The 13,798-nt window shown below is 65.4% G+C and carries 13 protein-coding genes; 7 read left to right on the plus strand and 6 right to left on the minus strand.

Annotated features, from left to right (window positions below):
- Window positions 1-221 precede the first annotated feature (221 nt).
- Window positions 222-893: a DNA repair protein RadC gene (gene radC / locus IHE46_RS07840; protein WP_192164070.1), complete on the minus strand. Its 672-nt coding sequence runs from the start codon at window positions 891-893 to the stop codon at window positions 222-224.
- Between the two features lie 96 nt (window positions 894-989).
- Between radC and coaBC the strand changes: the two genes are divergently transcribed.
- From coaBC to IHE46_RS07855, 3 genes are all read left to right on the plus strand, one after another.
- A complete protein-coding gene (gene coaBC / locus IHE46_RS07845) occupies window positions 990-2,195 on the plus strand; it encodes a bifunctional phosphopantothenoylcysteine decarboxylase/phosphopantothenate--cysteine ligase CoaBC (RefSeq protein ID WP_192164071.1) in 1,206 nt (401 codons plus the stop codon).
- 8 nt (window positions 2,196-2,203) lie between these two features.
- The gene (gene dut / locus IHE46_RS07850; protein WP_192164103.1) at window positions 2,204-2,659 is read left to right on the plus strand and encodes a dUTP diphosphatase; all 456 of its coding nucleotides are present in this window, start codon (window positions 2,204-2,206) and stop codon (window positions 2,657-2,659) included.
- A gap of 90 nt (window positions 2,660-2,749) precedes the next feature.
- Window positions 2,750-5,071, plus strand: coding sequence for a phosphomannomutase/phosphoglucomutase (locus IHE46_RS07855; RefSeq protein ID WP_225562900.1), 2,322 nt, complete (start codon window positions 2,750-2,752; stop codon window positions 5,069-5,071).
- A 52-nt stretch (window positions 5,072-5,123) separates the two neighbouring features.
- On the opposite strand, the gene IHE46_RS07860 is transcribed toward IHE46_RS07855, so the two are convergent.
- The 3 genes from IHE46_RS07860 to IHE46_RS07870 all read right to left on the minus strand — a co-directional run bounded on the left by IHE46_RS07860 (window position 5,124) and on the right by IHE46_RS07870 (window position 7,021).
- Complete coding sequence (locus IHE46_RS07860) at window positions 5,124-5,777, minus strand: DUF4124 domain-containing protein (RefSeq protein ID WP_192164073.1); 654 nt, start codon at window positions 5,775-5,777, stop codon at window positions 5,124-5,126.
- 90 nt (window positions 5,778-5,867) lie between these two features.
- Window positions 5,868-6,515: an orotate phosphoribosyltransferase gene (gene pyrE, locus IHE46_RS07865; protein WP_192164074.1), complete on the minus strand. Its 648-nt coding sequence runs from the start codon at window positions 6,513-6,515 to the stop codon at window positions 5,868-5,870.
- Between the two features lie 11 nt (window positions 6,516-6,526).
- Window positions 6,527-7,021: a GNAT family N-acetyltransferase gene (locus IHE46_RS07870; RefSeq protein ID WP_225562875.1), complete on the minus strand. Its 495-nt coding sequence runs from the start codon at window positions 7,019-7,021 to the stop codon at window positions 6,527-6,529.
- Between the two features lie 37 nt (window positions 7,022-7,058).
- Between IHE46_RS07870 and IHE46_RS07875 the strand changes: the two genes are divergently transcribed.
- The 3 genes from IHE46_RS07875 to IHE46_RS07885 all read left to right on the plus strand — a co-directional run bounded on the left by IHE46_RS07875 (window position 7,059) and on the right by IHE46_RS07885 (window position 9,516).
- Window positions 7,059-7,826 (plus strand): exodeoxyribonuclease III, encoded by a 768-nt coding sequence (locus IHE46_RS07875; protein ID WP_192164076.1) that lies wholly within the window; start codon window positions 7,059-7,061, stop codon window positions 7,824-7,826.
- A 64-nt stretch (window positions 7,827-7,890) separates the two neighbouring features.
- The gene (locus IHE46_RS07880) at window positions 7,891-9,120 is read left to right on the plus strand and encodes an MFS transporter (RefSeq protein ID WP_192164104.1); all 1,230 of its coding nucleotides are present in this window, start codon (window positions 7,891-7,893) and stop codon (window positions 9,118-9,120) included.
- A gap of 108 nt (window positions 9,121-9,228) precedes the next feature.
- Window positions 9,229-9,516 (plus strand): hypothetical protein, encoded by a 288-nt coding sequence (locus tag IHE46_RS07885; RefSeq protein ID WP_192164077.1) that lies wholly within the window; start codon window positions 9,229-9,231, stop codon window positions 9,514-9,516.
- A gap of 14 nt (window positions 9,517-9,530) precedes the next feature.
- Here IHE46_RS07885 and IHE46_RS07890 read toward each other — a convergent pair whose 3' ends face one another.
- Window positions 9,531-10,649: an anhydro-N-acetylmuramic acid kinase gene (locus IHE46_RS07890; RefSeq protein ID WP_192164078.1), complete on the minus strand. Its 1,119-nt coding sequence runs from the start codon at window positions 10,647-10,649 to the stop codon at window positions 9,531-9,533.
- Window positions 10,650-10,662: 13 nt separating this feature from the next.
- Window positions 10,663-12,105 carry a M23 family metallopeptidase gene (locus IHE46_RS07895; protein ID WP_192164079.1) on the minus strand — a complete coding sequence of 481 codons (1,443 nt, stop codon included), beginning with the start codon at window positions 12,103-12,105 and terminating at the stop codon, window positions 10,663-10,665.
- A 185-nt stretch (window positions 12,106-12,290) separates the two neighbouring features.
- Between IHE46_RS07895 and tyrS the strand changes: the two genes are divergently transcribed.
- Complete coding sequence (tyrS, locus tag IHE46_RS07900) at window positions 12,291-13,502, plus strand: tyrosine--tRNA ligase (RefSeq protein WP_192164080.1); 1,212 nt, start codon at window positions 12,291-12,293, stop codon at window positions 13,500-13,502.
- Window positions 13,503-13,798: the final 296 nt, after the last annotated feature.

Consider the following 13,798-nt stretch of genomic DNA (forward strand, 5'->3'; position numbering starts at 1 on the left):
GTCACGGCTGCAGTGCAACATCGTCATGGTGCTGTCATGCAACATGGCCACACTGCCCGGGTGTCGGTGGAACTCCCCTCCTAACTGACACGCGGATATGCCGGACATTCCCCTCCCCGGAATCGGCATCCACGGCGCGGCTCATCCCGCGCCGTTTTTTTGCGATCGCCACTTTGGCGGTCACCCTTCGGCTGCTGCCGTGGCGTTGCCTTGCGGCTGGCTCAGATCAGGCCACGTGCGGCCATCGATACCGGCACGCCATGGCCGATCACCAGATGGTCGAGTACGCGCACGCCCACCAGTTGCAGGGCATCGCGCAGTTCGCAGGTGACGGCGCGGTCGGCCGCACTGGGTTCGGCCATGCCACTGGGGTGGTTGTGGGCGAAGATCACCGCGCAGGCATTGTGGGCGAGACAGGCGCGTACGACTTCACGGGGATGGACGCTGGCGCCGTCGACCGTGCCGCGGAACAGCTCCTCGAAAGCCAGCACGCGATGGCGGTTGTCCAAGTAGAGGCAGGCGAACACCTCGTAGGGCAGATGGCGCAGCCGGGCATGGAGGAAATCGCCGCTGTCGCGCGGGTTGGCGAGTACGGGTTGCTGATGTAGACGCTCGGCAAGGCTGCGCCGTGCCAGTTCCAGCGCGGCGTTGATGCGGGCGCGTTTCGCCGGACCGAGTCCGGTCGTGCGCACCGAAGCATCGGGCCGGCTCAGTAACGCGCCCAGGCCGCCGGCACCGGTCAGCAGCTCGCGGCCCAGCGCGATCGCGTCCTTGCCGCGCACCCCGCTGCCGAGCAGCACGGCCAGCAGTTCGGCGTCGGACAAGGCGCTGCTGCCGCGCGCCAGGAGTTTTTCGCGGGGGCGTTCGCCTACAGGCCAGTCACGGATGCTCATGCCGCTAGCGTGCTGGCGTGGGAGTGACGGAGGCAGCAGTCGCGCGGCACGATTCCGGTAAGCTAACCGTCTGCCCGTACGTCAGGCCCTGCCTACATGAGTCTTGCCCAACGCCGCATCCTGCTGGGAGTGTCCGGCGGCATCGCCGCCTACAAGTCCTGCGAACTGGTTCGTCGCCTGCGCGAACAGGGCGCCGAGGTGCGCGTGGTGATGACGGCGGGCGCGGAGCATTTCGTGGGTGCGGCCACTTTTCAGGCGCTGTCGGGCCAGCCGGTGCGTACCACGCTGTGGGACGAAAACGCCGAGGCCGCGATGGGGCACATCGAGCTGGCGCGCTGGGCCGAGCGCATCCTGATCGCTCCGGCCAGCGCGGACATCCTCGCCAGGCTCGCGCACGGCCATGCCGACGACCTGCTCACCACGCTGTGCCTGGCCAGCGCCGCGCCGCTGTCCGTGGCGCCGGCGATGAACCAGCAGATGTGGGCGCATCCGTCGGTGCAGGCGAACATCGGTCTGTTGCGCCAACGCGGAGTGCAGGTTCTGGGTCCGGCCGCGGGCGAGCAGGCGTGCGGTGATGTGGGTTCGGGCCGCATGCTGGAACCGCACGAGTTGCGCGACGCGCTGGCCGCCTCGTTCGGCGGCGGCGCGCTGGTCGGCATGAGCGTGGTAGTCAGCGCCGGACCGACCTACGAGGACATCGACCCGGTGCGTTTCATCGGTAACCGCAGCTCCGGCAAGATGGGGTTCGCGGTGGCGCAGGCCGCTGCGGATGCGGGTGCGCGGGTGACCCTGGTGGCCGGCCCGGTAAGCATGGTCACGCCGCCGGGCGTGGCGAACCGCGTCGACGTGCGCAGCGCGGCGCAGATGCATGCCGCGGTGCTAGATGCGTGTGCGCAGGCGCAGATCTACATCGGTGCGGCGGCGGTAGGCGATTACCGGCCGTTCGAAGTGGCCGAGCGCAAGCTCAAGAAGAAGGCGGGCGCGGATCTGGTGCTGCAGCTGGCCGAGAATCCCGACATCCTCGGCGGCCTGTCGGCGCAGGCGAAACATCCCTTCCTTGTCGGCTTCGCTGCCGAAACGCACGACGTGGCGCACTATGCGCAGGACAAACTGCAGCGCAAGGGCCTGGACATGATCGCCGCTAATCGCGTCGGCGACGGACTGGGTTTCGAGGCCACCGACAATGCGCTGGACGTGTACTGGGCCGGCGGTCAGCTGGCGCTGGCCCGTGCCGGCAAGGCCGAACTGGCGAGGCAACTGGTGGCCTGCGTGGCCGAACGCTATCGCGCGGTGCGCGGGTGAGCACGACGATGCTGGATGTGGAACTGAAAATCCTCGATCCGCGGCTGGGCGATTCCATTCCGTTGCCTGAGGCAGCCACCGCCGGCAGCGCCGGCATGGATCTGCGTGCCGCGCTCGACGCATCGCTCACGCTGCAGCCCGGCGACACCGCGTTGGTGCCCAGCGGCATCGCCATCCATATCGGCGATCCGGGCTGGTGTGCGCTGATCGTTCCGCGCTCCGGACTGGGTCACAAGCAAGGCCTGGTGATGGGCAACCTCGTCGGCGTGATCGATGCCGACTACCAGGGGCCGCTGATGATTTCCTGCTGGAACCGCGGTCGCGAACCGGTCACCATCGGCGTGGGCGATCGCATCGCCCAGCTGCTGCTGGTGCCGGTGGCGCAGCCGCGGCTGAACGTCGTCGCCGATTTCGCGCCCAGCGCGCGTGGCGCCGGCGGTTTCGGTTCGACGGGCATCAAGTGATCCGGCTCGCTGCGGCTGGCCGGTTGGGGTGGGCACCTGTGGGGACAGGGGGAGACGATGCGTGAAGCAAGCGGATCGCGTTGGCGCGCGATGCCGGTCGGGCCGCGTTTATGGCCACTGGCACTGGGTACCTTGCTGCTCCTGCTCGGTGTGTTCAGTGCCTGGCAAACCTGGCTGATCGCGAACGAAGGCCACGCGGCGGAGCGCGTGCAGCAAGCGCGCGACGAGGCGGTGCAGGTGCTGGCGCAGGTGGTCGCCGCACAGCGCGCCACCGTACAGAAGGCTGTTTCGTCGGTCGATCCGGTATCCCTGCAGGGTGACCATGCCGCGCTGGTGGAGGCGTTGCGGGTGAAGTTGCCGCAGGCCCAGCAGCTGGAGATCTACAGCGGCAGTCTCGATGAAGTGGTACATGCGAATTTCCGCGAGTTCGGTTACGCCAAGGCCGCGCAGCTGATGGCAGCGCAAACGGCGGATGGCCTGCCGCCGGTGCAGAGCGTTTCGCACGGTCTGCGCGATCGCCGGTTGAGCGTGACATGGCCCTTGGGTTCGCCGCAGCAAGCACAGGCGTGGCTATGGGTGGAACTGCCGTTTGCCCCGGTGCAACAGGCTTTCGAAGCGGTATCGCCCGCGAGCGGGCGGTTGGATCTGCGCCAGGGCGACGTCAGCTCCGACATGCGCATCCTTTCGAACGGCAGCGCGAGTGCAGAGGCGGAGGCTGTCGCCAAGCCTGTGCCAGGCAGCACGTTCAGCGTAGCCGCCGGTTCGCCGGTGGCTTTCATCGTGCTGCCGCACTCGTGGCCCACGACGCTGTTGCTGGCACTGGCCGGCGTTGGCGGCGGTCTGTATCTGTTGTGGTGGCGCCAGCGGCGGCGCGAATCGCCGGTGGTCGAGAAAGATATCGATATCGAGGAATTCAAGTTGTCCCAGGAAGCTGCACGCAAAGCCGCACCGCCCGAACCGCTGATTCCCAAGCTCGCGGCCGCTGCGACGCCAACACCGGAGCCAGCACCCAAGCCCGCGGCGGTGGGGGTCACCGTCGATCCCGCGATCTTCCGCGCCTATGACATCCGCGGGGTGGTGGGCAAATCGCTGAGTGCCGACGTGGCGCATCTGCTTGGCCAGTCCATCGGCACGCTGATGCGCGAGCAGGCGCTCAGCGAGATCGTCGTGGGGCGTGATGGCCGCCTGTCCGGCCCGGAGCTCGCCGGTGCGCTGGCGGATGGCCTACGCGAAGCGGGCATCGACGTGATCGATCTCGGCGCGGTGCCCACGCCGGTGGTGTATTTCGCCACCTATCACTACAACACCGGCTGCGGTGTGGCGGTCACCGGTAGCCACAATCCGCCGGACTACAACGGCTTCAAGATCGTGATCGGCGGCCAGACGCTGTCCGAAGGGGCGATCCAGGACCTTTACCAGCGCATCGCCGACAACGCGCTGGAGCGCGGCGGCAACGGCAGCCTGCGCCAGCTCAACGTTGTGCCGGATTACCTCGAGCGCATCGTCTCCGACGTGCAGGCCGAGCGCCACCTCAAGGTGGTGGTGGACTGCGGCAACGGCATCCCAGGTGCGGTGGCGCCGCAGGTGTTGGCCGGCATCGGCTGCGAAGTGATACCGCTGTACTGCGAAGTGGACGGCACCTTCCCCAACCACCACCCGGACCCCTCCGACCCGCACAACCTCGAAGACCTGATCCTCGCGGTGAAGCAGACCGGTGCGGATCTTGGCGTGGCCTTCGACGGCGACGGCGACCGCCTCGGCGTGGTGACGAAGGCGGGTGAGATCATCTATCCCGACCGCTTGCTCATGTTGTTCGCACGCGATGTGCTGGCGCGTCAGCCGGGCGCCACCATCATCTACGACGTGAAGTGCACGGGTCACCTCAAGGGACAGATCCTCGAAGCCGGGGGCAGCCCGCTGATGTGGCGCACCGGCCACTCGCTGATCAAGGGCAAGATGCGCGAAACCGGTGCGGAACTGGCCGGCGAGATGAGCGGCCATTTCTTCTTCAAGGAGCGCTGGTTCGGCTTCGACGACGGCATCTACGCCGGTGCGAGGCTGATGGAAATCCTTGCCGGTGATCTCGAAGAACGCAGCCCCGAGGAAATTTTCGACACCCTGCCCAAGGGGGTTTCCACACCGGAGCTCAAAATCGAGATGGCCGAGGGCGAGCACTACCGCTTCATGGAGAAGTTCAAGGCGGAAGCCAACTTCGACGATGCCACCATCATCACCATCGACGGCGTGCGCGCCGACTGGCCGGACGGCTGGGGCCTGGTGCGCGCATCGAACACCACGCCGGTGCTGGTGCTGCGCTTCGATGCCGACAGCACGGAGGCGCTCAAGCGTATCCAGGCGGCATTCCGCACACGGCTGCTGGCGGTGGATGCCAGGCTGAAGATGCCGTTCTGACCGCTCCGTCAGAGGTGCGCGACGACCGCACCTCTGACGGAGCGGGCTGGGTTCAGGGCTGTTGGTTCTGCGCAGCCTGCACGGCGCGGTAATGCGCGAGCTGCTGCGTCTGCTGCTGCTCGGCCTGGTCGCGCTGCGCCTGTTGGTGTTGCAGCAGCGCCTGCAGATCGCTCACCACGCCGCGCTGCTTGGCAATGCGGTCCTGCAGGGGTTTCGGCACTGGCTGCTTGTTGTGCTCGGCCTCGGCGGCGCGATCCAGCAGCTCCGTCAGCGCTTGTTCCTGACTGCGCAGGTTGAGCTTGCTGGTATGGATCTGCTGATCCATGTTCGTCAGCGCCTGCTGCAACGAGGCCTTGTACGAGGCTTCGTCGGGGTAGGCGGCCAGCATCTGCTCGTCGATACGTAACTGGTCGTCGGCAGCACGCTTAGCGGCGGCCTGTTGCGCGATCTGCTTCTGCGCAGCGGCTTGTTCCTCGGGGGTGAGCTGGCGTTGCACATGGCTTACCACCATGCCTTGGTCGTTGACCACGTCGTAGCCGTACTTGAGCGCGTCCTGGGTGAGGCTGTCGCTGAAATGCAGCAAGCCGTGGCCATCCACCCACTTGTAGCGCATGCTGCCGGTATTCCCGTGCTGTTGGGCACAAACGGAAGTGCTGGCGAGCAGCGTGGCAAGGATCAGAATGGGTATGGATGGTGACTTGCGCATGAGGCCCCCCTGGGCAGCAGTATAGAAGCCGCCGTGGCGATGCACATATGCGGCGGTTGGTGATTGTCGCGAGATGTGACCCGGCTCGCTTCAGCCGTCCGCGCCGTAGCGTTCGCGGTAGCTCACCAGGCGTGCGTGCTCGGCAGCCAGTTCCGGGCGCTCGCCCGCGTAGGCCAGCACGTCGGCGAGGCTGGTGATGGCGATCACCGGGATGCCGTGATCGCGAGCCACTTCCTGTGCGGCGGAGAGGTCGCCCTGGCCGCGCTCCTGCCGGTCCAGTGCGATCAATACCCCGGCCGGCTCGGCGCCGTGTGCACGGATCAGTGCCAGTGATTCGCGCACGGCGGTGCCGGCGGTCATCACGTCGTCCACGATCAGTACGCGGCCTTTCAGCGGCGCACCGACCAGCACGCCGCCTTCGCCATGGTCTTTGGCTTCCTTGCGGTTGTAGGCCCAGGGCAGGTCGCGGCCGTGGCGGTCGGCCAGCGCGATGGCGGTGGCGGCGGCCAGCGCGATGCCCTTGTAGGCCGGCCCGAACAGCATGTCCACGGCGATACCTGCATTGACCACGGCAGCGGCGTAGGCACGGCCGAGCTGGCCCAGTGCGGCGCCGGAGTCGATGCGCCCCATGTTGAAGAAGTAGGGGCTCTGCCGGCCGGACTTCAGCGTGAATTCGCCGAAACGCAGCACTTTGCGCTGCAAGGTGAGTTCGATGAAATCGCGCTGGTAGTCGTGCATGGAAATTCTCGTCAAGGCAGGTGGCGCCACAGCAGGTGCTGCGGCCCGGAGCGGCCGCCATGGTACAGGGTGTTGCTGTCCACGAAGCCCACGCGCTGGTACAGCGCCAATGCGGCGATATTGGTGCAGTTCACCGTGAGCACGATGCGACGGCTCTGCGGGTGGCGCTGTGCGAGATCGGCCAGCAGCGTTTCCATCGCGCGGACGCCGAGGCCGCGGCCCTGCCACGCGGCGTCGAGCTGGAACGAGCGCAGGCCCAGCGCATCCGCGTCGGCATCGCGTCCAGTGATGCTGCGCGCATTGCGCTCGATGCGGTAGTAGCCGACCACGGTGTCGTCCAGCAGTATCGCCATCGGTTCGCTGCCGGAGCACTGCTCGGCGTCGGGCAGGGTACGCGCGGGCGGGCTGACGAAGCCGTCCTGCTCGGGTCGCACGCGCAGACGCAGCACGGCTTCGCGCAACGCAGGCGTGACGGGACTGACGCGGATGGCGAGTGGTGTCGACATGGTTGCTATGATGCCTGCATCGCTTTGGGAGTCGCGCATGCGCATCATCAGCCTGAACGCCAATGGCATCCGTTCCGCCGCGAGCAAGGGCGTATTCGAGTGGCTGCGGCAGCAGCGCGCCGACGTGGTCTGCCTGCAGGAAACCAAGGCGCAGGAGGATCAGCTCGGCGACCCGATGTTCCGTCCCGACGGCCATCACTGCTTCTACCGCGACGCCACCAGCAAGAAGGGTTATTCCGGCGTGGCGATCTATGCCAAGCGCGAACCCGACGAGGTGCACACTGCGCTGGGCTGGGACGAATTCGACAACGAGGGCCGTTACGTCGAGGCGCGCTTCGGCAGGCTCAGCGTGGTGTCGCTGTACGTACCCTCCGGTTCTTCCGGCGACGAGCGCCAGCAGTTCAAGTTCAAGGCGATGGACCGGCTTGCGCCCATCCTCGACGAGTGGCTGAAGAGCGGTCGCGACTACGTGCTGTGCGGTGACTGGAACATCGTGCGCACGGCGAAAGACATCAAGAACTGGAAGTCCAACCAGAAGAACTCCGGCTGCCTGCCGGAAGAGCGCGCGTGGATGGACGGCCTCGTCGAGCGCGGCTGGGTGGACAGCTACCGCACGCTGCATCCGGAGGGCGAGGACTACACCTGGTGGTCGAATCGCGGCAATGCGCGTGCGAACGACGTGGGCTGGCGTATCGACTACCAGCTCGTCACGCCCGGACTGGGGCAGCGCCTGAAGCGCTGCGCGATCTATCGCGACGAGCGATTCTCCGACCATGCACCGTATACGGTCGACTATGCCGATTGAGCGAGTGGCGGCACCGCGCAAGCCATCGGTATGGGAGGCGTTTTCGCAGCCGTCCGCGTGGACGCTGTGTCTGCTCGGATTTTCCTCCGGGCTGCCGTTCTTGCTGGTGTCTTACACGCTGTCGTTCTGGCTGAAGCAGAACGGCATCGTGCTGAAGGACATCACGATGATCGCCAGCGCAGGCATGACCTACGTGTTCAAATTTGCGTGGGCGCCATTGTTGGACCATTGGAAATTGCCATTGCTTGCGCGGTTGGGTCAGCGCCGCAGCTGGCTGTTGCTCGCACAGGTCGGCGTCGCGATTGGCCTGTTGGCGATGGCTGCACTGACGCCCTCCCAGTTGCCGTTGTTCGTGGCCGTCACGCTGTTCGTCGCCTTCATGGGCGCTACGCAGGACATTGCCATCGATGCCTATCGCATCGAGATCGCACCGCCCTCGGCGCAAGGTGCGCTGGTAGCTACCTATGTGCTGGGCTACCGTCTTGGCATGATCGTTTCCGGCGCGTTGGCGCTGATCCTCGCCGATCACATCCCCTGGGCGCAGGTCTATCTGCTCATGGCTGTGGCGATGGCGATACCGGTACTCGTCACGCTGAGCATGCAGGAACCGGACGTACTGCGCCTTGCGCCAGCCTCCTGGCGGCAGGCGATGCGCGAAAGTGTCGTTGATCCGTTCGCCGATTTCTTTCGTCGCTACGGGTTGCCGCTCGCGTTATTGACCTTGCTGTTCATCCTGCTTTTCAAGATTCCGGAACAGGCGATCATCGGTGGCGTGATGGGGCCGTTCTACCGTGACATGGGCTTCTCCAATACCGAGATCGGCGCGGTCACCAAGATCTACGGCATCTGGATCGGCATCGCCGGCGCCTTTGCCGGCGGCGCGGCAGTGGCGAAATGGGGGGCATGGCGATCGCTTGGCGGTTGCATCGTGCTCGGCGCGATCAGCAACCTTCTCTATCTGTTGCTGGCTAACCATCCTGGCCATCTTTCCATGCTGACGCTGGCGATTTCGGGCCAGAATTTTTTCGAAGGCATGTTGGGTCCGCCTACGGTCGCGTTCCTTTCCATGCTGGTGAATCGCCAGCACACTGCGACGCAGTACGCATTGCTGAGCTCCTTGGTAAACCTGTCGGGGAAGGTGCTCGGGTTCTTCGCCGGAAGCATCGTGGCAATCTCGGGCTACGGCGGATACTTCGTCATCACCGTGTTCTCGGTACTGCCGGCAATGCTGCTTTTTGCCGCGTTATGGCGACGCTTCGACCCCCTTGCCGCCCCTTCAGCCAACGGAAGCTGAAGGCGCTTTGCGAACTGCGCCACGAATCGCCATGCCGGCCATTGCCGGGTGTGGCTGCGACAGGCGACGATTTTTGGCACAGGGGGGCGACAACGAAGCGATGGTGCCATGCCCGATCTCGTGATACGCCAAGTCGATCATCTGCTGGCCGAGCGCATTCGTGCCTTTGCGAAGGCGCGCGAGTGGAGCCTCAACGAAGTGTTGCTGCACGCGTTGCGGCGCGGCCTGGGCGTCGCGGAAAACGGCCAGCAGGCGGAAAACTCGGTCGATGCCGACGAACTCGCCATGTTGGCCGGCCCATGGGATGCAACCGAGCAGGCCGTGTTCCATGAAACCGTGCAGGCGCTTTCGACCGCGCGCGGCGATGCGTTGCTGCCGGTTGCGCGCGAGGCCTGAGAGCCGGGTTTTTGTCAGTGCGGTGCGGCGTGGATTGCGCCGAGCAGGCGTGGTCCGCGCGCGCCAGTGACGGCTGGCAGGTTGCCGGGCAGGCCCAGCAGGCGCTGCCGGGCCAGCCACGCGAACGCCGTGGCTTCGAGGAAATCGGGATCGACGCCGAACGTTGCCGTGCTGGTCAGCACGCGCGGCGCCAGCAATTCGGCGAGCCGGTGCATCAGTGCGCCGTTGTGCACGCCGCCGCCGCAGGCCAGCACGTCTTCTGAATCCGGTGCGTAGCGCGTGATCGCATTGGCCACGCTCCGGGCAGAGAGTTCCAGCAGCGTGGCCTGTACATCGGCGGGTGCCAGCGTGGCCGTGCGCACATGCGCGACCAGCCAGTCGAGGTGGAAGTGCTCGCGGCCCGTGCTCTTTGGTGGCGGCAGCTCGAAATAGGGGTCGGCCAGCAAGGCTTCGAGCAGCGCGCCGTCGATCTTGCCGCTGTCCGCGAACGCACCGTCGCGATCGAACGCCTCACCGCGATGGCGCAGGCACCACGCATCCATCAACCCGTTCGCCGGGCCGGTGTCGAAGCCGATCACGCCGCCACCGGCTTCCAGCACGGTGATGTTGGCGATACCGCCGAGGTTGAGCACCACGCGGGTGTGCCCGGGACGAGCCAGCAACATCGCGTGCACGGCGGGCAGGAGGGGAGCGCCTTGGCCGCCGGCGGCCACATCGGCGCGGCGGAAGTCCGCTACCACGTCGATGCCGCAGCGTTCGGCGATGGTGGCGGGGTCGCCCAATTGCAGCGTGAAGGGATGTTCGCCGCCGGGCCGATGGCGCATCGTCTGGCCGTGCGAACCGATGGCGCGTACGGCTGCGGCAGGCGTGCCGCTTTCCTTCAGTAGAGCGAGCGCTGCCTCGGCGAAGCCATGGCCCAATGCGATGTCCAGCCGTCCGAAGGCATCAAGGTCGATCGCGGCTTCGCCTTGTGCCACTGCAAGGATCTGGCTGCGCAGCGCTTGCGGCCATGGATGTGTGCGCGCAGCCAGAAGTCGTGGCTGTTCCTGTTCGAACGACACCAGCGCGGTATCGATGCCGTCGGCACTGGTGCCGGAGATCAGGCCGAGGTACAGCGATGGAGTCTCACTCACGCGAATGCGGCGCTCAGTTGTTGGTGCTGGCGGTGTCGTTGCGGGCCAGTTTGATGCGCTGGTCGATCTGCTCCAGCCGCGCCAGTTCGGGCTTCACCACGGTGGCCTTGAACTTCGCCATCTGCGTTGCGGGCAGCGGCTCGGGTTTGGGCAGTGTCACCGTCTGCGGGTTGCGCTGCACGCCGTCGACGCGGAATTCGTAGTGCAGGTGCGGGCCGGTGGCGAGGCCGGTCATGCCGACATAGCCGATGATCTCGCCCTGCTTCACGTGCTGGCCCACGCGCTCGCTTGCGGCGAAGCGCGACATGTGGCCATAGGCGGTGCTGATGTCCTTGTTGTGCTGGATCAGCACGAAGTTGCCGTAGCCGTTTTCCCAGCCGCGGTACTTGATGACACCGTCGCCCGCGGCATGGATCGGCGTGCCCATCGGCGCGGCGTAATCCACGCCCTTGTGCGCGCGCATCAGGCCCAGAATCGGATGCATGCGCGCGGCGCTGAAGGTGGAAGAGATGCGGGTGAAGTCCACCGGGATGCGCAGGAAGGATTTCTGCAATGGGCGGCCGTCTTCGCTGAACCAGCCGTAGCTGCCGTCGTCCTTCTTGAAGCGGTAGGCGGTGTAGCGCTTGCCTTGGTTGACGAATTCCGCTGCAACGATGTCGCCTTCGCCGTAGCGTGCGCCGTCGCGGTAGATGTCGTCGTAGATCACGGTGAAGCTGTCGCCTTCGCGCAGGTCCTGCACGAAATCGATGTCGTACTTGAACAGGTCGGCGAGCTTGCCCACCATCGCCGCGCTGAGGCCGGCCTGGTCGCCGGCGGCATAGAGGCTGCTGCTGATCACGCCGTGCGCCACTTCCTCGCGCTGGTCCATGTCGCGCGGCTGGAGGCTCAGAGTGGGCTGCGGTCCATCGAGGCGTACGGTGGCGCGGGTGGCCTCGTCCTTGTCGAAGCGGATGCCTAGAAGGCTGCCGTCGGGGCCGGGCAGGAAATCGAATTCCTCGCCGGGGCTGAGGTGATGCAGCGCGGATTTCGCATCGCCCGCCGAGTCCATCACTTTTTGGAGATCGGTGAGGCTCAAGCCGCGGTTGCCGAAGATGTCGGATAGCGTCTGGCCCGGTTGCACGCGTACCGCCTGCCAGTCTTCCACCGGAGCGGTTGCCTGTGGAGCCAGCTTTGGCTTTGGCAGTGCCAGCGGCAGCAGGGTATGCGCTTCGGCCATCGGCACGGGTTTCATCGCGGTGGCCCAAGCCGGCATGATGAAGCCGGAGAGCAGGGTGGCCATCAACGCCGTGCCGGCCAATACCCAGTGTTCGCGGTGCCAATGGAGTGGCGTGGCCGATTCCGAACGATCGAACGACCAGTGCGCACACCGTTCATAGAAGCTGGTGTGTCGACGCTGTGCCTTGCGGCAAATGGCCTGCTTGCGCGCTCGGAGCCCCCCCCGAATTTTCCCACTCATGTTGCGCGAACCTCGCCGTACAAAGTAACAATTCCACGTACCATAGACGTCATGTGACGAGCGCGTCAATCCCTTTTCCATCAAGGATTTGCGTCAAGTTTTCGGTTAACGCACAATTAACGCTGAAACGTGATTGCCATCGTCTGGATGGCTGTCATGGCAACCACTTTTATTCCGAGGAATGCATGAACGAACCCGAGCAGGCGCTGGCCACGATCGCGCGTGGTGCCGACGAAATCATCAAGCGCGAGGACCTGCTGGAGCGGTTGAAGGGCGGTCGCCCGCTGCGCATCAAGGCCGGCTTCGATCCCACTGCGCCGGATCTGCACCTGGGCCATACCGTGCTGCTCAACAAGATGCGCCAGTTCCAGGATCTGGGACATCAGGTGATCTTCTTGATCGGTGACTTCACCGGCATGATCGGCGACCCCACCGGCAAGAACGTCACGCGCAAGCCGCTCACCCGCGAAGACGTGCTGAGGAATGCCGAGACGTATGCCGCGCAGGTCTACAAGGTGCTCGACCGCGAGCGCACCGAGGTGCGTTTCAATTCCGAATGGTTCGGCAAGATGGGCGCGGCCGACATGATCAAGCTCGCCGCGCAGCACACCGTGGCGCGCATGCTGGAGCGCGACGATTTCGCCAAGCGCTATGCCGCGCAACAGTCGATCGCCATCCACGAGTTCCTCTATCCGCTGGTGCAGGGCTACGACTCGGTGGCGCTGGAGGCCGATGTCGAGCTCGGCGGCACCGACCAGAAGTTCAACCTGCTGATGGGGCGTGGTCTGCAGGAGCACTTCGGGCAGAAGCCGCAGATCGTGCTCACCATGCCGCTGCTCGAAGGCCTGGACGGCGTCAACAAGATGTCCAAGTCGCTGGGCAACTACATCGGCATCGACGAACCGGCGATCGATATCGTCACCAAGACCATGAAGATCGACGACGCGCTGATGTGGCGCTGGTTCGAGTTGCTCAGCTTCGAAGTCTCCCTGGATGAACTGGCGGAGATGAAGCGTGAGGTGGCAAGCGGCACGCTCAATCCCCGCGATGCCAAGCTGAGGCTGGCGCGCGAGCTGGCCACCCGCTTCCATGACGCAGCGTCCGCCGAGCAGGCGATTGCCGGTTGGCATGCCGTGGTGCGCGGAGAGGGTGACACCTCGTTGCTGCCGCTCAGCGAAATCGCGGTGCCCGCCGAAGGCCTGCGCCTGCCGGCGCTGCTTACTGCGGCGGGACTCACCGCCAGTAACTCCGAGGCGGGCCGCAAGCTCAAGGAGCGGGCAGTGCGTATCGATGCTGAGGTGGTCGAAGACGCGCAGCGCGTATTCGCGGCAGGATTCGAGGGCGTGCTGCAGGTCGGCAAACGCAACTTCGCCCGGGTGCGTTTGACCGCTGGTTGATCGCCACGTATGACTTCGTGGCTTTGTTTCACGCAGGATCAAGGGCTTGCGCGAAAGAGTGAAAATTCTTCGAAGAAATCGCTTGCCAATATCTGGGTGCCTGCCTACTATTCGCGCCCCGCTGCCGCATCGGCACGGCGCGCCACCATCCTGCTAGAAAATACTTCGCAGCAGGTGTTGACGGACCGGAAAGACGATGTATAGTAGGCGGCTCACCGGGACGAAATGTCCCACAGCGGAAAGCTCCGCGGTGATGTGATCTTTGACAGTGTGCACAGGTGAATTGTGTGGACGCC

It is taken from the genome of Rhodanobacter sp. DHG33 (genome assembly GCF_014843005.1).
Lineage (GTDB): Bacteria > Pseudomonadota > Gammaproteobacteria > Xanthomonadales > Rhodanobacteraceae > Rhodanobacter_A.

Excerpts from the sequence above, each read along its gene's own strand:
- radC (WP_192164070.1), bottom strand. The coding sequence starts at position 893 with ATGAGCATCCGTGACTGGCCTGTAGGCGAACGCCCCCGCGAAAAACTC.
- coaBC (WP_192164071.1), top strand. The coding sequence starts at position 990 with ATGAGTCTTGCCCAACGCCGCATCCTGCTGGGAGTGTCCGGCGGCATC.
- dut (WP_192164103.1), top strand. The coding sequence starts at position 2,204 with ATGCTGGATGTGGAACTGAAAATCCTCGATCCGCGGCTGGGCGATTCC.
- IHE46_RS07855 (WP_225562900.1), top strand. The coding sequence starts at position 2,750 with ATGCCGGTCGGGCCGCGTTTATGGCCACTGGCACTGGGTACCTTGCTG.
- IHE46_RS07860 (WP_192164073.1), bottom strand. The coding sequence starts at position 5,777 with ATGCGCAAGTCACCATCCATACCCATTCTGATCCTTGCCACGCTGCTC.
- pyrE (WP_192164074.1), bottom strand. The coding sequence starts at position 6,515 with ATGCACGACTACCAGCGCGATTTCATCGAACTCACCTTGCAGCGCAAA.
- IHE46_RS07870 (WP_225562875.1), bottom strand. The coding sequence starts at position 7,021 with ATGTCGACACCACTCGCCATCCGCGTCAGTCCCGTCACGCCTGCGTTG.
- IHE46_RS07875 (WP_192164076.1), top strand. The coding sequence starts at position 7,059 with ATGCGCATCATCAGCCTGAACGCCAATGGCATCCGTTCCGCCGCGAGC.
- IHE46_RS07885 (WP_192164077.1), top strand. The coding sequence starts at position 9,229 with ATGCCCGATCTCGTGATACGCCAAGTCGATCATCTGCTGGCCGAGCGC.
- IHE46_RS07895 (WP_192164079.1), bottom strand. The coding sequence starts at position 12,105 with ATGAGTGGGAAAATTCGGGGGGGGCTCCGAGCGCGCAAGCAGGCCATT.
- tyrS (WP_192164080.1), top strand. The coding sequence starts at position 12,291 with ATGAACGAACCCGAGCAGGCGCTGGCCACGATCGCGCGTGGTGCCGAC.